Genomic DNA, 15,852 nt, shown 5'->3' with positions numbered 1-15,852 from the left:
GATCGCGGTGGCCGCTCAGGTGGTCGAGGTCGTGGCCGCAGCCGTGATGACGACGATGATGACGATCGTGGTGGCCGATCAGGTGGTCGAGGTCGTGGTCGCAGCCGTGATGACGATGATGATGATGATCGCGGTGGCCGCTCAGGTGGCCGAGGCCGAGGTCGTAGCCGTGATGACGACGACGATGATGATCGCGGTGGCCGCTCAGGTGGTCGAGGTCGTGGCCGCAGCCGTGATGACGACGATGATGACGATCGTGGTGGCCGCTCAGGTGGTCGAGGTCGTGGTCGCAGCCGTGATGACGACGATGATGATCGTGGTGGCCGCTCAGGTGGTCGAGGCCGTGGCCGCAGCCGTGATGACGACGATGATGACGATCGCGGTGGCCGTTCAAGCGGACGAGGTCGTGGTCGCAGCCGTGATGACGACGATGATTATGATGGCCGCGGTCAAAACTCGCGTAATCAAAAACGTGATGCCTACGGACGTTTTACGTCTTAAGCAGAATGTTTTAAAAACAAAGGAGGCTTTTGCCTCCTTTGTTTTTAGCTTACTTACTGTATTTACTGAGGGAGAGGTTGTAGGCCTTTTACAATATCAAGATATTCAGACCCGTTTAACCAAAAAGATTTTTTCAAAAAAAGTGTTGTCATAATACTTTCGGCTGCTTCGCTATCTGGATTTTCACAAAACAATCCGTAGCTTTCACCTAAAACCGTCTCATTTTCAATGAGACGGATATAGTAAGCATGTTGCTCATTTGCATAACCTAAAACCGCATCACGTTGATTTTTCATTTCGCATGTCTCCATACCAAAAACTGAATTTAACCAGAATGTTAAGTGTTCAGAATCTCATTTGACAAAAATCAAAAACAGTCAGCGATAAAGACTATCTCAAAATAGGTTTTGATTTTCTTCAAATTGCCATTTCGCTCAAAACATCCCTGTTAAAAACAAAATGGATTAAAATCTGATCATGAGATTTATTGTTATGCAAAAAAAATATTTCGTCAACTTGAAAATGTAACTTTTTCAAGTTACATTGTTTGTGTAGGATTTGAATGGTGATAAGGGAGGCGATATGCCCAAGAAAAAAGAGTTCGAGCATGGTGGTGCACGAGAAAATGCCGGCCGTAAAGCACAGTTCAATGAACCCACCAAAGTCATTCGTGTTCCTGAGTCCCAAGTTAACTTTATCAAAAATTGGTTACTGAATAATGTCAAAACCAATAACTTGACCGACTTTAACTCAAAACTTAATGTTCAAGCAGTGCATCCGAATAACGATAAAATTTACCACATTCCTTTGGCAACTGAACGTGTTGCAGCGGGTTTTCCTTCACCTGCACAAGATGATATTGAGCAAGCACTCGATTTAAATGAATATTTAATTAGAAATGAAAATGCCACGTTTATTGTCAAAGCCAACTCTTTATCCATGCTAGATGCTGGAATTGATATTAATGATCCGCTTATTGTGGATCGTAGTATTCCTGCTAAATCGGGTGATATTGTCATTGCACTTATCGACAATGATTTCACTGTTAAGCGCTTAATGATTGATACACAATTTCAGCCACCTAAAGTTTGGCTAAAAGCAGAGAACCCTGATTATCAGAATATTTATATTGAAGAGGGGCAAGAACTGGTGATTTGGGGAGTCGTGACGTATAACCTCAAACGAATGAGATAAATTTTTCTTATATTTATTATTTAAGTTACTGACCCGAAAAGTGAGTCAGTAACTTTTTCCTAAATGACTTTTAAATTTGCCCAATCAATAAACATGTAGCGATAGCAACCATCAAACCGCCCGAAAAACGGCCCACTAACTGTGCTGCTTGTGGTCTGGTTTTTAAAATAGCTTCTGAACCATAACCCACCATTAAGTAAATGATGGCGCAGCTAATCATGTGCACAACACCGAAGGCAAGAATCTGTGTCGTTACGGACCATGAAGCAGTCGTGTCAATAAATTGAGGAAGCAGGGCTAAGAAGAGCAAAAAAACTTTCGGGTTTAATCCACTCACGTAAACGCCTTTGGTTGCCCAGCTCAACCATGACTGAGCCTTTTCAGAATCAGACTCGTTCGGAGTTGGAGGGGTAAGTAATAAGTTTATTCCCATCCATAACAAATAAGCAGAACCTGCAATTGTTAGGATCATGAGTGCAGTTGGATTATTTGCTACAAGCAGGCCAACACCAGCCGCTACTAATAAAATCGTAATAAAGTGTCCAAATAGCATACCTGCAACAGCGGGTACAACGACTTTGCCCTTAATTCCTGCCGAAATGGCATAGGCCCAGTCTGCCCCTGGCGTAATAATAAAAAGAATGGAGACACTCCAAAATGCAATAAAAATGTTAAAAGCCATAAGCTTATCTCGGCAAACTATTTTCCAAAGGTTTCGCTCGTGGTTTAGAAAAAATCCCTATTTATGCGAGCTTGTTGAAAATAATATGCTCATGTATTTAGAATGTGCTTTTAAATGTTTGCTCATATCACACTCATTTGGGGTAAATTTTTCTAAATGGATCGCACAGATAAAAAGATTCTTGCTGAATTGCAATTAAATGGCCGATTATCTATTACTGAATTGGCAGAAAAAGTCGGCTTGAGCATTTCACCTTGTCATAGACGAGTGAAGGCTTTAGAAGAGTCGGGAGCTATCAAAGGCTATCGGGCAGAACTCGACCCAAACTTAGTCGGTTTTGAGTTTTCAGCGATTGTTTTTATTACGCTTAAAGAAGGCGATAAACAGGCGGTTGAGAAGTTTGAAAATGCCGTGATTGAGATTCCGCAAATTATTCAGGCGCAGCGTTTGTTTGGTGAACCTGACTATTTACTCCATGTTGTTGCTAAAGATTTACCAGCTTTTCAGCGTTTATATGACGAAAAATTATCGGCTATTCCAAGTGTGCAACGGCTCATCTCAACCATTGTGATGAAAGATGTGGTGCCTGAGCGTTTATTTCCAATTAGCTAAATCATCAGATATAAAAAAAGAAGCTTTAAAGCTTCTTTTTTTAATTGGTAAAAGGGGGTAGGCATCTAGGCATCGAGTGTTTTACACAAAGAACAAATTGTACCGTTATGTTTGTGAGAGAACATAATATCTGGACGCTCATAGCCTTGCTCACATACGCGGCAGTGATAAACAGTTGCTACTGGTGTACCTTCAGCATCGTAACGTGGTTCTTTAACGCCGTCATCGTGTGACTTGATGTAGTATTTTCCTTTGGTTAATAGGCCCATGATTGGTGTTAATACAAAGGCAAGTACAAGTGCAATAATTGGAGAGTAAGGCGCTAGGAAACTACCCAATAATCCGAAGAATGCTGCAATCGATAAACCTGCTGATACAAGGAAAGCAACCATACCGACAGGGTTTACGTTGTAGAGCATATCACGACGATATTCCGGTTCTTTCGGTGAAAGTTTTAAAACATATTTGTTGATTGAAATGTCTGTTGCAACAACCACAACCCATGCAATCGCAAAGTTTGAATAGAACCCTAAGATTTTACCCAATACCGCAAACATGTTGCCTTCCATTAAAGCAAGTGCAATTGCCAAGTTCACCATCACAAACACAATACGACCTGGATAATGTTTGCTAATACGAGTGTAGGCACTTGTCCATGCAAGGGAACCAGAGTAAGCATTTGTCACATTAATTTTAATTTGAGAAATAACCACCAAAATTACTGCAAGTGTTAAAGCAGCCCAACCCGGAAGCATGTCATGAAACGCCGCATTAAACTGTTGAACAGGTTCAGTGCTGTTTACACCCGGTATTTTAGTAAGTAAATAGAACCCTAAAAATGCCCCGATAATTTGTTTGATTGCGCCTAAAATCACCCAACCCGGACCTGCTGAAATAACTGCAGCCCACCATGCTTTGCTATTTTCTTTTGTTTTTGCAGGCATAAAGCGCAAGTAATCAATTTGCTCACCGATTTGCATGATTAAAGATAAACAAATACCAGCACCCAGCATGATCGCGGCCATGTCTACAGTTGCGAAACCTTCGTTACCTGTAAAAGTTGCAAATTGGCTGACTAAGGTAGGTTCTTGATAAATCAGATAGGCCACAGGACCAATCATCAGAATGAGCCAAAGGGGCGTGGTCCAAACTTGTAATTTACTTAAGGCTTTCATGCCGTAAATGACGAGTGGAATGACCATAACGGTTGAGATGAGGTAACCTGCCCAAAGCGGAATGCCTAAACCGAGCAATAACCCTTGCGCCATGATTGAACCTTCAAGGGCAAAGAAAATAAATGTGAAACTGGCGAAAATGATACTGGTGAGAACCGAGCCGATATAACCAAAACCTGCACCGCGGGTAATCAAGTCAAGGTCGATGTTATAGCGTGCTGCGTAGTAGGCTAAAGGAATGCCGGTTAAGAAGATAATAATCGCTGCAAATAAAATGGAGAAAACAGCATTGGTTGTTCCGTAAGACATACCAATACTGGCGCCAATAGAAAAGTCAGCAAGATAGGCAATACCACCAAGTGCAGTAATAGCAACAACTTTGGGACTCCAGCGCCGAAAGCTGTGTGGAGCATAACGTAAAGTATAATCTTCTAAGGTTTCATTCACTGCTTTTTGTGAATCTGCACCTTGCACAGTGTCCAGATTTGGATGTTCAGATACACTCATAACATCAATCTCCCAATCATTTTCGGTCAATCAACACAAATATTGATCATTGTTTTTTGATGTTTTTGAGTGTGTGATTTTTGGAAAAAATTGAAAATACGTTATTTTGCGTATATGTGCGTATTCGAGAAAATCGCCATGATAAATGACTTTTGGCATAAGGATTGCTGGGTTTAATGCAGCTACAAGCCAAACATGAGTGTTATGCCAGATTCTTCACGCCCCCAACAAGCGCCACAACGTGTGATCAAAACACGCCGTGAATATAATATTTGGGTGGCAGATGAAAGTATTGAAGATTATGCGCTCCGCTATGCACCCACCTCGGTACGTAAGTGGTCGCCTTGGACGGTGACCAACACTGCAATTTCTACAGTTAGCTTTTTGGCGATGGAAGCCATTGGGGCAACCATGCTTTGGCAGTATGGCTTTAGCAATGCGTTATGGGCAGCAATTGTCGTATGTACCATCATATTTTTGACCAGTTGGCCGATTAGTTACTACGCCGCAAAATATAATGTAGATGTTGATCTGCTTACTCGTGGTGCAGGTTTTGGCTACATTGGCTCGACCATTACATCTCTAATTTATGCCAGCTTTACCTTTATTTTGCTTGCCTTTGAAGCCGCAATTATGGCAATGGCACTTGAGCTTGCTTTAGGCATTCCGCAAGTTATTGGTTACTTAATTTCTGCCTTAGTGATTTTGCCTTTAGTGGTCAAAGGCATTGGTTTTATTAATAAAGTTCAGGCAATCACTCAGCCAATCTGGCTTTTATTGCTGTTATTACCGTGGTTTTTTGTACTTTGGAAACAACCACAAATTTTAAGTAGTAGCCTGCATTTTGTTGGGGCAGTTTCAAACTCGACCGATTTTAACCTGTATTACTTTGGTGCGGCGTGCACTCTTATTTTTTCATTTGTGATCCAAATTGGTGAGCAAGCCGACTATTTACGTTTCTTACCGCAAAAAGAAAAGAACAGAACTGCATGGCGTTTTGCCGTTTTTTTAGGCGGTCCGTCATGGATTATTTTCGGATTTTTAAAAGTTTTGATGGGCATGCTGCTGATGGTGTTGGCTTTTCAGTTGTTTATTCCTGTCTCTGAACTAGATAATCCGACTTATTTGTATTGGGTTGCTTATCAACAATTTATTCCAAACCCTCAGCTTGCTTTAATATTGACTCTAGCACTGGTTTGCTTGGCGCAAATTAAAATTAATATGACCAATGCCTACGCTGGCTCATTGGCATGGTCTAACTTTTTTGCACGCTTAACTCATAGCCATCCGGGGCGAATTGTCTGGCTTCTTTTTAACGTGTTTATTGCCATTGTTTTGATGGAAATGGGAATTAGCCATGCGGTTGAACGCATTTTGGGACTATATAGCAATATCGCTTTGGCATGGATTGGCGCCGTTGTTGCCGATTTAATTATTTGTAAGCCTTTAGGTCTAAGCCCGAAAGGAATTGAATTTCGTCGTGCTTATTTATATGACATCAACCCCGTAGGTGTAGGCGCGTTACTCATCGCTTCAGTGTTATCGATGCTGAGCTATTTGGGCTTTTTCGGTCTCATGGCGAAAGGTTTAGCAAGTTTCATTGCTTTGGGGAGTGCGGTTTTATGCGTTCCTATTATTGCTTACTTAACCAAAGGCAAATATTACATTGCACGCCAGCCTGAAAAAATTCAGGCGACGTCGGTTGCTAACTGTGTGGTATGTGAACGGGACTATGAGCTTGCCGATATGGCGGGCTGCCCAGCCTATAACGGTACGATTTGCTCTCTATGCTGTTCACTTGAAGCCCGCTGTCACGATTTATGTAAACCCGATGCACGTTGGTCAGTTCAGCTCAAAAAAGCCATTTGGCACTATTTACCAGAACGTTGGGCTAGCCGTTTAAATAGCAGGGTCAGTTTGTATCTATTGTTGACTCTAGGGCTGTCGATCGTTTTGGCAGTGAGTTTAAGTCTGGTTTATATCCAAGAAAAAACCTATTTAGAAACCATTAATGCCGCAGCCGTTCCGCAGTTATTCACGCTGTTTGTAAAAATTTACACCATCTTATTTTTATTGATGAGTGTTGCAGCATGGTGGTTAGTGTTAAACGATGAAAGCCGACGTAATGCCGAAATCGAAACGCATCAGCAAACAACATTATTGATTGATGAAATTGCTGCCCATGAAGTCACTTCAAAAGACTTACAAGACGCCAGAATAGCAGCGGAGCGGGCAAATGACGCAAAAAGCCGTTATGTCATTGGCATTAGCCACGAATTACGAACGCCTCTAAATAGTATTTTGGGCTATAGCCAATTGCTTCAAAAACAAGAGCAGCTTTCGGAACAAGGCAAAATGGCGCTCGGGGTGATTAGCCGTAGTGGCCAGCATTTGACTTCACTCATTGACGGTTTACTAGATTTAGCACGCATTGAAACAGGCAAGATTTCTTTAAATGTAGTGGACGTTCATTTCCCCAATTTTATTGAACAGATTATTCAAATGTTTCAGCCACAGTTTGAACAGAAGAATTTACAGTTTGTTTATGAAATTGGAGAGAACTTACCGCACTACGTTCGTACCGACAAAAAACGCTTAGAGCAAGTGCTCATCAATTTACTGGGCAATGCTTTAAAGTTTACGACAAGCGGCACAATTACTTTAAAAGTCGAATACCGTTTTCAAACGGCTTATTTTGAAATTAGAGATACGGGCTGTGGTATTGCCGAGGCAGATTTAGAGCGAATCTTTAACCCGTTTGAACGGGGCAGTAATGTGGTTCAAGGCGGATTTACCGGAACAGGACTCGGACTACCCATTGTAAAATTGTTGGTCGATTTACTCGGTGGCCAGCTATCTGTGACCAGTCAGCTCAATCAGGGTTCACAGTTTAAGATTAAGTTTTATTTACCTTCAAAAGAAGTGGTTCATCCAATTTCTAATATCTACTCCAACCAAATTACGGGTTATCAAGGCGAACGAAAACGAATTTTGGTTGTCGATAATGAAGCTGTGGACCGAGGCCTAGTCGCTAATTTTCTAAAACCGTTAGGATTTATGATTGAAGAAGCCGAGTCGGGCATTGACTGTTTAAGACGTGTACCTATTTTCCAACCTAATTTGATTTTGATGGATTTAAATATGCCTTTGATGGGTGGGTGGGAAACAGCACGATTATTGCGTCAGAATAATATTACCAATGTGCCGATCTTAATTATTTCAGCCAATGCAGGCGAGCGCGAAGTCAATCCACAAGATGCAGTCTTAAGTGAAGACTTTATGCTAAAACCAATCGATCTTAATTTGTTGCTGAGTAAAATTGGAGATAAGTTGGGCTTGGTGTGGATTGATTCCAAATCAGATGCAAACCTTGAAAATAATGAAGTTCAAGCATTGGATGTAAAAGTGTTTAAGCAAGAGCAAGCCACTGTTCATACATCAATTACACAACCTGAAAATAATGATCTGCTCGATTTACCGCAAAGCTTGCAGCAATTAAATGATTTAATTGGGCAGGGTTATATTCGCGGAATTCAACAGACTTTAACGCAATGCCGTCAAAATTTTCCGGAGCATGATGAGTTATGGGAACAGCTTGAACAGGCTGTTCAAAAGTTTGATTTAAAACACGCGCAACGATTAATTCAGGATAAGCAATGAGTACGCAACATGTTTCTTTTCAGCAAGCTTCGCTAAACGAGCAGGCTATTATTCTGATTGTGGATGATGTGCCGGAAAATCTAGGCTTGTTACATGAAAGTCTGGATCAGGCCGGTTATCGCGTGCTTGTCACAACCGATGGGTTAAGTGCCATTGAAATTGCACATCGATGCTTACCAGATATGATTTTACTCGATGGCAATATGCCACATATGGATGGTTTTGAAAGTTGCATACAGCTTAAAGCGAGTCCAATTACGCAGTTTATTCCCGTTATTTTTATGACAGGTTTATCTGAGACAGAGCATATTGTGCGTGGTTTTCAGGTTGGTGGGGTGGACTATGTAACCAAACCACTGAATATTGAAGAAGTATTAGCAAGGGTAAAAACACATTTAGCACATGCCAAACTATTGCAACAACAGAAACAGGTGATTGATGCAACGGAAACAGCCATTCTCGCACTAGATGTTCACGGTAAAATTGTTTGGAAAACTCAAAAAGCCAGTGATTTACTGAATCAATATTTACCTGAATTAGACGGTTTTGAAGCAGGCTTAAAAGCCTGGTTTTCAGACTTAGAAAATGAAAAAGACTCCAAAAAATTAACCAGCTGTTCTTATTCAACACCATCTCAGCAATTACAGCTTTTATTGCTTACGCCGTGGCAATCTGAAACAAGCGTAGCAAAAAATTATCTGATACAGATCAAGACTTCTACGCCGGCTTTGGAAATGACTGATATTTTGAAATATTGCCCGCAGTTGACTCAACGTGAGGCAGAAGTCATGCACTGGTTGTTGTTGGGCAAAACCAATAAAGATATTGCAGAAATCTTGGAGCTGAGTCCACGGACGGTAAACAAGCATTTAGAGCATATTTTTGAAAAACTTTGTGTTGAAAACCGAACTGCTGCTGTGGCACACATTAATAGTCTGGTACAAGAGTTTCACTAATTTAAATGAAGATTGTATTTAAAAAGCATACAGACTCACTGCTAAAAATAGGCTATTTTTTTACAGTTAAATTTGTTCTTATAGATAAAGATTATACAAAGTCATTTTTAAATAAATACGATTTGTAATATGAGGAATTCATTGTGAATATTCAACAAAAAGATGATACAAAACACGGCAGCTTTAGCTTACTTGATGGTGAAACCGTTGCAGGTGAAATGACTTATACATGGGCAGGCGAAAGCATGCTAATTATTGATGCCACAGATGTAAACGAAAATTATCTTGGACAAGGTGTAGGTCGCCAATTACTTGATGCTTTGGTAGCTTTTGTTCGTGAAAAAGACGTAAAAGTAATTCCGCTTTGCCCATATGCTAAATCGGTTTTTGATAAAGACCCAAGCATTGGTGACGTACTTAGAAAATAAGCAATAAATTGAAAATCATTTAATAAAAATCGGGTGTTGGTGTCCGATTTTTTTTATTGGTTTTATTACTCATCTTTGCTTTAGTGAACATGTTTTAAGCAGTTGTATCCAACTGATTTGAAGGTTTTCGATTGCCAGATCGAATTTATCAAACTTATAGAAAAGCTTATCTAATAAAAATAGTTTTAGACCAATTGGGAAAAAAATAAACTCGTTACACAAATATTTAATGGCTGATGAAAGCTAAATATTTATAACGTTTTAATATTATTTGTTGGAATTTTCCTTGAACTGGCAGTATATCCATAGTGTGTTGCCGCAATTTTTCTCTGCAACTTTGACCACGCTGAAAATCTCAATTATCAGCATTATTTTGGCGATTATTGTAGGGCTGATTTGCAGCATTTTAATCACATATCGCGTGCGGGTGCTAAATAGAATTGCCCAGTTCTATATTGAGTTATCTCGAAATACCCCTTTATTAATTCAACTGTTCTTTTTGTATTACGGTTTGCCAAAACTCGGTATCAAAATCGATGGTTTCACTTGCGGTGTGATCGGACTGACTTTTTTAGGTGGAAGCTATATGGCCGAAGCTTTCCGAGCAGGTTTGCAATCTGTGGCCAAAGGGCAGATTGACTCTGCAAAAAGTATTGGTCTACAACCGATTCAAATTTTTAGATATGTCATTTTCCCTCAAGCGCTTGCCATTTCAATTCCGGCAATAGGCGCAAATTGCCTATTTCTAATTAAAGAAAGTTCTGTGGTGAGTGCCATTGCTGTCGTTGAACTGCTTTTTGTCACTAAAGACTTAATTGGCATGGACTATAAAACTACGGAAGCTTTGTTTTTACTCATCATGGCTTATCTGATTATTTTATTGCCTGTGTCTATTTTAACCAGTTATCTGGAGCACAGAAGTCGGAAGGTGAGCCATGGAACTTGATTATCTATTTCAAGTGAGTCACCTCGAACGTTTAATGTGGGGACTTTGGGCAACGGCAAAAATTGCTTTTATTTCGGTGTTTTTCTCTGCAATTTTCGGCACAGTTTTCGGCGTCATTATGACTTCTAAAAATATAGTCGTTAAAGCGCTGTGCCGCCTGTATTTAGAAGCCATTCGAATCATTCCAATTTTAGTTTTGCTGTTTGTGTTTTATTTCGGTTTTGCGACATGGTTTAACTGGCAATTTTCCGCAATGTGGGTGTGTATTGTTGTATTTGTTTTGTGGGGTACGGTAGAAATGGGCGATTTGGTTCGTGCAGCTATTACTTCAATTGATCAGCATCAACGCGATTCGGCCTATGCGCTCGGACTTACGCATGTTCAAGCTTTGATCTATGTCATTTTCCCGCAAAGTCTAAAACGAGTAACGCCAGGCGCGATTAATTTATTTACTCGAATGGTGAAAACCAGCTCTTTGGCAGTCCTGATTGGTGTGGTTGAGGTCATTAAAGTTGGCCAGCAAATTATTGAAAACTCGCTGTTGACAGTGCCGAGCGCTTCTCTTTGGATTTATGGCTTTATTTTTATTTTGTATTTTCTGATTTGCTATCCCTTATCTCGTTTGGCGGCACATTTAGAAAAGGTCTGGGAGTAATTATGCCTTTGTTATCGATACAACAATTACAGAAATCATTTGCACAAAGTCATATTTTACAGGGCATTGATCTGGATGTAGAACAAGGAGAGGTGGTTGTTATTTTAGGCCCATCGGGCTGCGGTAAAAGTACCTTATTGCGCTGTATTAACGGCTTAGAACCAATTCAGGGTGGCGAAATTCGTTTAACTGGCTCAGGTGTGCTTGGTAAAGACGTGGACTGGACTAATGCTCGTCAAAAAATTGGCATGGTTTTTCAGAACTATGAGCTATTTGGGCATATGAACGTCATTGACAATATTTTGCTCGGACCACTCAAAGTACAAAAACGCCACCGTGATGAAGCTGAACAAGTCGCAGATGAGCTATTAAAGCGAGTTGGACTGTTTGAGCGAAAACTCGATTATCCACGACAGCTTTCAGGTGGACAAAAGCAGCGTATCGCTATTGTGCGTTCACTGGTCATGCAACCTAAAGTCATTTTACTTGATGAAATTACCGCTGCGCTTGATCCGGAAATGGTCAGGGAAGTGCTTGATGTGGTACTCAAGTTAGCGAATGAAGGAATGACGATGCTGATTGTGACACATGAGATGTCCTTTGCACGCAAGGTTGCCGACCGCATTATTTTTATGGATAAGGGCAAGATTATTGAACAGGCTTCACCAGAAGAATTTTTTGAACAGCCAAAAACAGAACGAGCGAAAGCCTTTCTAAATATTTTGTCGTACTAAATTTTTATTATTTGAATCATGAGGAAGTGAATGTTTAAACGTAATTCAATAAAAATATTAAGCAGTCTTGCCGTTGCTGGGGTGTTATTAACTGCATGTAGTAAAACGCCATCAACTGAACAGGCAAATAATGCTCAAGCAGACCATTCTTTAGAGCAAGTCAAAAAAAATGGAGTTCTACGAGTTGCCGTTTTTGCCGATGATCCGCCGTTTGGTTATGTAGATAGTGCAGGTAATAATCAGGGCTTTGATGTGGCTTTAGCAAAACGGGTGACTAAAGATTTGCTCGGTGATGAAAAGAAAGTTGAGTTTATTGTGACTGAAGCTTCAAATCGGGTGGAGTTTTTAAAATCAAATCGTGCCGATGTGGTGTTCGCGACATTTACGGTAACCCCTGAACGTAAGGAAGTTGTCGATTTTGCCGAGCCTTATTTAAAAGGGGTTTTTGGGATTGTCTCGCCTAAAGCCAAGCCAATTACTGACATTGCTCAATTAGAAGGTAAAACTTTAATTGTAAATAAAGGCACAAGTTCGGATACCTATTTTACCAAGCATTATCCAAAAGTGAATTTACTCAAGTTTGAAAGAAACTCGGATGCCTTCAAAGCTTTAACCGACGGTCGTGGTGACGCAATTTCACAAGATAGTACCTATGCTTTGGCATGGGCCGCGAAGAACCCAAGTTATGTTGCAGGTATTCAATCTATTGGTGATCAAGAGTTTATTGCACCAGCAGTTAAAAAGGGCAATACCCAATTATTGAATTGGCTCAATACTGAAATTAAGCAGCTCAGAACAAGCGGTGAAATTAAGAAAATTTATGATGAAACCTTGAAGCCAATTTATGGTGTCTCGGTCAATCCAAATGTGTTTTTAGATGTAGACCAATAATTTTTGATATGGCTGAGGCAGTGTCTAGCAGTAGGCGCTGCTATTTTTAAATAAGACTTTTACAAGAACGATAGGGTGAAATAATGACAACATTAACATTTCAAAACGTGAAACATATTTTAGCTGCCTCTTTGCTGAGTTTAGGTTTAGTTGCATGTGACAAAGGAACTCAGTCTACTGAAAAAACAGCAGATACCACACAAACTGTGTCGAGTATTGAACAGATCAAAAAGAATGGCGTGGTACGAATTGGTGTATTTAGTGATAAACCGCCGTTTGGATATTTAGATGCTCAAGGTAAAAACAAAGGCTTTGATGTAGAGATTGCCAAGCATGTCGCTAAAGATCTGCTGGGTGATGAAAACAAAGTTGAGTTTGTTTTAACTGAAGCTGCGAACCGTGTCGAATATTTAAAAGCCAATAAAGTAGATATTATTTTTGCCAACTTTACCATTACACCAGAACGTAAAGAAGTGGTCGATTTTGCTAAGCCTTATTTAAAAGTGGCATTAGGTGTGGTTTCTCCAAAAAGTCATCCGATTACTGATGTGGCTCAACTTAAAGATAAAACTTTATTGGTAAACAAAGGTACAACGGCTGATTCATTCTTCACCAAGACTCATCCTGAGATTAAATTACAAAAATATGAGCAAAACACTGAAACTTTTGATGCTTTAAAAGATGGACGTGGTGCTGCGCTTGCCCATGATAACTTGCTGGTTTTAGCTTGGGCTAAAGAAAATCCAAATTACACCGTTGGCATTACCAATTTAGGTGAGCAGGACTTAATTGCACCAGCAGTGAAAAAAGGTAATAAAGAGTTGCTGGACTGGTTGAATCAAGATTTAGAGAAACTGGCGAAAGAAGGCGTGATTCATCAGGCTTATGAAAAAACCTTAAAACCAGTCTATGGCGATACGATTAATCCAAAAGATCTATTAGTTGAGTAATCATACTCATAACTTCTAAAGATTAGAACTCTAGATAGTACGTACTCGAGCTAAGATTCATCTACAGCCTGTCCATAATTTATAAAGATAATGTTTTTGCAATATTTTTTATAGATGGAAACAGTGGTCAGGTTCTGTAGATGAGAAAGTTTTTTGGTTACTTTTTCCAAAAAAGTAACAGAATTAGCTGAGTGCTTTAGAGGTTAAAAGGTAGGAGTCCATCGTGCTAATTCTTTGACTTTATATTACTTTAATTTAAATAAAGTCGGCTCTACTGCTAGTTTATCTGCCAAATATTGAATCAACACACTCAATTTAGGCGGGACATGCCGTGTCGGTGGGTAGAGTAACCACAGCCCGCCACTATAATAGGTTTTAAAATACCAATCTGGTAAAACCTGAACTAAGGTACCTTGTTGTAGTGCATGGCGTGCAACGAAGTACGGCAAGCTCGCAATACCTAAATGCTGTAATGCAGCACTCAAACGCACACCGGTATGGTTTGCAGCATAACGCCCACGCACAGCCACACTGATGGATTTATTTCCTTGTTGAAATTTCCATTTTGAGTCACTGGCTTGTTCACCTAAGTAAATACATTCATGCTGCTTTAAATCATGCGGATGGTTTGGTGTGCCATGCTTGGCCAAATATTCAGGCGTAGCACAAACCAAGTGATCAATATCAATCAGCTTTCGACCCATAAGGCCACCCGGTGGTTGCTCTGTAATTCGAAGTGCTAGATCAACTCCATCATCAATGAGATCTACATAGCGATCTTCTAAAAGCATTTGAATATCAATTTTCGGGTAGCGTTCTAAAAACTCGGGTAAATGTGGGTGAATCATAAAATGCCCCACGGCTTTAGGAACACTCATGCGAATAATACCTTCGGGTTCAACATGAAATTGCCCCGAACTTTCCATGACTGCTTGTGCCGCATTCACCATATCTAAACAGCGTTGATAGACATGTTGTCCACTTTCACTTAAACGAAGTTTCCGTGTAGTCCGATAGAGCAAGCGGGTGCCTAAAGCACGTTCTAAACGGGCAATCGCGCGGCTCACAGCAGAAGGTGTTGTACCAAGCTGGCGGGCAGTTTCAGAAAAACTTTCTGACTCGACAACCTTAACGAAAGTCGCCATTTCATTTAACAGAATCAGACTTTGATTTGTGCTCATGAGGCAAAAGTTATTTGGATTTTGACTGGATTATCGCGTCTAAAAAATCGCAATACAATCTTTTAGTTGTTTTTCAGGAAACTAAATTGTTATGTGGCAGTTGTATGGACATGAGTTTTTAACGCTAGCTCTTATTCACTTTATGGCGGTGATTTTACCGGGACCAGATTTTGTGATTACGGTAAGACAAAGTGTACGTTATGGTTATTTGATTGGATGTCTGACTGCAATTGGTATTGGTGTCGGAATTTCAGTCCATGTGTTTTATACACTGGTTGGTATTGGCTTTTTGATTCAGCAAAGTGAATGGCTTATGTCACTGATCAGAACAGCGGGGGCGGCTTACTTAGTGTATTTAGGATGGCAGTGCTTACGTAGCCAGCCGAATACCAATATTGAGATTAATGGCCAAGCAGACAGTGACACTCCGAGTTTACTTAAAGCGTTTACAATGGGTTTTCTTACCAATGCGTTAAACCCAAAAGCCACTATCTTTTTTCTGGCAATTTTTACGACGATTGTAAGTACGACCACACCAATGAAAGTTCAGGTTTTTTATGGTGTGTGGATGTGTATGGTCAATGCCATTTGGTTTATGGTGGTGAGTGTACTGTTTGCTCAGCCTATTGTACGTAAACGGTTTTTAGAATTTGGAGTTTATTTTGAGCGGGTGATGGGAGTGTTATTAATTGGAATTGCATTGAGATTGATTTGGGGATTGCTTAATTAAGTTGGTTTTATTTATAAGTGGATGGACTGTCGCGACGGAGTCTTATCGTT

The 15,852-nt window shown here is 40.3% G+C and carries 16 protein-coding genes and 2 pseudogenes; 12 read left to right on the top strand and 6 right to left on the bottom strand.

Annotation, left to right across the window (positions count from 1 at the left end):
* Positions 1-501: pseudogene (locus KTI79_RS09985) on the top strand (stress-induced protein); the annotation flags it as partial.
* A gap of 62 nt (positions 502-563) precedes the next feature.
* On the opposite strand, the gene KTI79_RS09980 reads toward KTI79_RS09985, so the two are convergent.
* Positions 564-797: a hypothetical protein gene (locus tag KTI79_RS09980; protein WP_032053643.1), complete on the bottom strand. Its 234-nt coding sequence runs from the start codon at positions 795-797 to the stop codon at positions 564-566.
* Positions 798-1,083: 286 nt separating this feature from the next.
* Between KTI79_RS09980 and KTI79_RS09975 the strand changes: the two genes are divergently transcribed.
* The gene (locus KTI79_RS09975; RefSeq protein ID WP_032053644.1) at positions 1,084-1,695 is read left to right on the top strand and encodes a LexA family protein; all 612 of its coding nucleotides are present in this window, start codon (positions 1,084-1,086) and stop codon (positions 1,693-1,695) included.
* A gap of 70 nt (positions 1,696-1,765) precedes the next feature.
* Here KTI79_RS09975 and KTI79_RS09970 read toward each other — a convergent pair whose 3' ends face one another.
* Positions 1,766-2,377, bottom strand: a complete 612-nt coding sequence (locus KTI79_RS09970; RefSeq protein WP_032053646.1) for a LysE family translocator — start codon at positions 2,375-2,377, stop codon at positions 1,766-1,768.
* 156 nt (positions 2,378-2,533) lie between these two features.
* On the opposite strand from KTI79_RS09970, the gene KTI79_RS09965 reads away from it, so the two are divergent.
* Complete coding sequence (locus tag KTI79_RS09965) at positions 2,534-2,989, top strand: Lrp/AsnC family transcriptional regulator (protein ID WP_000376214.1); 456 nt, start codon at positions 2,534-2,536, stop codon at positions 2,987-2,989.
* Between the two features lie 65 nt (positions 2,990-3,054).
* Here the strand turns inward: KTI79_RS09965 and KTI79_RS09960 are convergent, their stop codons facing one another.
* Positions 3,055-4,671 (bottom strand): purine-cytosine permease family protein, encoded by a 1,617-nt coding sequence (locus KTI79_RS09960; protein WP_032053647.1) that lies wholly within the window; start codon positions 4,669-4,671, stop codon positions 3,055-3,057.
* A gap of 195 nt (positions 4,672-4,866) precedes the next feature.
* On the opposite strand from KTI79_RS09960, the gene KTI79_RS09955 reads away from it, so the two are divergent.
* The 3 genes from KTI79_RS09955 to KTI79_RS09945 all read left to right on the top strand — a co-directional run bounded on the left by KTI79_RS09955 (position 4,867) and on the right by KTI79_RS09945 (position 9,715).
* Positions 4,867-8,331, top strand: a complete 3,465-nt coding sequence (locus tag KTI79_RS09955; protein WP_086376105.1) for an ATP-binding protein — start codon at positions 4,867-4,869, stop codon at positions 8,329-8,331.
* Complete coding sequence (locus tag KTI79_RS09950; protein ID WP_032053650.1) at positions 8,328-9,287, top strand: response regulator transcription factor; 960 nt, start codon at positions 8,328-8,330, stop codon at positions 9,285-9,287. Before KTI79_RS09955 ends, KTI79_RS09950 begins: the two co-directional genes overlap by 4 nt.
* A gap of 143 nt (positions 9,288-9,430) precedes the next feature.
* Positions 9,431-9,715: a GNAT family N-acetyltransferase gene (locus tag KTI79_RS09945; protein WP_086376104.1), complete on the top strand. Its 285-nt coding sequence runs from the start codon at positions 9,431-9,433 to the stop codon at positions 9,713-9,715.
* Positions 9,716-9,826: 111 nt separating this feature from the next.
* On the opposite strand, the pseudogene KTI79_RS09940 reads toward KTI79_RS09945, so the two are convergent.
* A pseudogene (locus KTI79_RS09940) lies at positions 9,827-9,937 on the bottom strand (hypothetical protein); the annotation flags it as partial.
* 64 nt (positions 9,938-10,001) lie between these two features.
* Here KTI79_RS09940 and KTI79_RS09935 point away from each other — a divergent pair.
* The 5 genes from KTI79_RS09935 (at position 10,002) to KTI79_RS09915 (ending at position 13,891) form a co-directional block, all read left to right on the top strand.
* The gene (locus KTI79_RS09935; protein WP_001104469.1) at positions 10,002-10,661 is read left to right on the top strand and encodes an amino acid ABC transporter permease; all 660 of its coding nucleotides are present in this window, start codon (positions 10,002-10,004) and stop codon (positions 10,659-10,661) included.
* Positions 10,651-11,316 carry an amino acid ABC transporter permease gene (locus KTI79_RS09930; protein WP_086376103.1) on the top strand — a complete coding sequence of 222 codons (666 nt, stop codon included), beginning with the start codon at positions 10,651-10,653 and terminating at the stop codon, positions 11,314-11,316. Before KTI79_RS09935 ends, KTI79_RS09930 begins: the two co-directional genes overlap by 11 nt.
* A 2-nt stretch (positions 11,317-11,318) precedes the next feature.
* Positions 11,319-12,050 carry an amino acid ABC transporter ATP-binding protein gene (locus KTI79_RS09925; protein ID WP_001130360.1) on the top strand — a complete coding sequence of 244 codons (732 nt, stop codon included), beginning with the start codon at positions 11,319-11,321 and terminating at the stop codon, positions 12,048-12,050.
* A gap of 30 nt (positions 12,051-12,080) precedes the next feature.
* Positions 12,081-12,941, top strand: coding sequence for a transporter substrate-binding domain-containing protein (locus tag KTI79_RS09920; RefSeq protein ID WP_086376102.1), 861 nt, complete (start codon positions 12,081-12,083; stop codon positions 12,939-12,941).
* A gap of 83 nt (positions 12,942-13,024) precedes the next feature.
* Positions 13,025-13,891: a cysteine ABC transporter substrate-binding protein gene (locus KTI79_RS09915; protein WP_032053652.1), complete on the top strand. Its 867-nt coding sequence runs from the start codon at positions 13,025-13,027 to the stop codon at positions 13,889-13,891.
* A 50-nt stretch (positions 13,892-13,941) separates the two neighbouring features.
* Here KTI79_RS09915 and KTI79_RS09910 read toward each other — a convergent pair whose 3' ends face one another.
* Together KTI79_RS09910 and KTI79_RS09905 are read right to left on the bottom strand one after the other, a co-directional pair.
* The gene (locus tag KTI79_RS09910; RefSeq protein ID WP_079284148.1) at positions 13,942-14,061 is read right to left on the bottom strand and encodes a hypothetical protein; all 120 of its coding nucleotides are present in this window, start codon (positions 14,059-14,061) and stop codon (positions 13,942-13,944) included.
* Between the two features lie 75 nt (positions 14,062-14,136).
* Positions 14,137-15,072 (bottom strand): LysR family transcriptional regulator, encoded by a 936-nt coding sequence (locus KTI79_RS09905; protein WP_032053653.1) that lies wholly within the window; start codon positions 15,070-15,072, stop codon positions 14,137-14,139.
* Between the two features lie 91 nt (positions 15,073-15,163).
* Here KTI79_RS09905 and KTI79_RS09900 point away from each other — a divergent pair, with 91 nt between their 5' ends.
* Entirely contained in the window at positions 15,164-15,802 is a 639-nt protein-coding gene (locus KTI79_RS09900; protein WP_032053654.1) for a LysE family translocator, read from the top strand.
* Positions 15,803-15,852: the final 50 nt, after the last annotated feature.

It is taken from the genome of Acinetobacter sp. WU_MDCI_Abxd143, from assembly GCF_025514195.1.
GTDB classification, from domain to species: domain Bacteria; phylum Pseudomonadota; class Gammaproteobacteria; order Pseudomonadales; family Moraxellaceae; genus Acinetobacter; species Acinetobacter pittii_H.
The sequence above is the reverse complement of the archived record's forward strand: the minus strand, read 5'-3'. Positions and strand labels throughout refer to the sequence as shown.

Coding starts and splice junctions, on each gene's coding strand:
- KTI79_RS09970 (WP_032053646.1), bottom strand. CDS start 2,377: ATGGCTTTTAACATTTTTATTGCATTTTGGAGTGTCTCCATTCTTTTT.
- KTI79_RS09915 (WP_032053652.1), top strand. CDS start 13,025: ATGACAACATTAACATTTCAAAACGTGAAACATATTTTAGCTGCCTCT.
- KTI79_RS09950 (WP_032053650.1), top strand. CDS start 8,328: ATGAGTACGCAACATGTTTCTTTTCAGCAAGCTTCGCTAAACGAGCAG.
- KTI79_RS09920 (WP_086376102.1), top strand. CDS start 12,081: ATGTTTAAACGTAATTCAATAAAAATATTAAGCAGTCTTGCCGTTGCT.
- KTI79_RS09980 (WP_032053643.1), bottom strand. CDS start 797: ATGAAAAATCAACGTGATGCGGTTTTAGGTTATGCAAATGAGCAACAT.
- KTI79_RS09955 (WP_086376105.1), top strand. CDS start 4,867: ATGAGTGTTATGCCAGATTCTTCACGCCCCCAACAAGCGCCACAACGT.
- KTI79_RS09925 (WP_001130360.1), top strand. CDS start 11,319: ATGCCTTTGTTATCGATACAACAATTACAGAAATCATTTGCACAAAGT.
- KTI79_RS09905 (WP_032053653.1), bottom strand. CDS start 15,072: ATGAGCACAAATCAAAGTCTGATTCTGTTAAATGAAATGGCGACTTTC.
- KTI79_RS09960 (WP_032053647.1), bottom strand. CDS start 4,671: ATGAGTGTATCTGAACATCCAAATCTGGACACTGTGCAAGGTGCAGAT.
- KTI79_RS09975 (WP_032053644.1), top strand. CDS start 1,084: ATGCCCAAGAAAAAAGAGTTCGAGCATGGTGGTGCACGAGAAAATGCC.
- KTI79_RS09930 (WP_086376103.1), top strand. CDS start 10,651: ATGGAACTTGATTATCTATTTCAAGTGAGTCACCTCGAACGTTTAATG.
- KTI79_RS09965 (WP_000376214.1), top strand. CDS start 2,534: ATGGATCGCACAGATAAAAAGATTCTTGCTGAATTGCAATTAAATGGC.
- KTI79_RS09900 (WP_032053654.1), top strand. CDS start 15,164: ATGTGGCAGTTGTATGGACATGAGTTTTTAACGCTAGCTCTTATTCAC.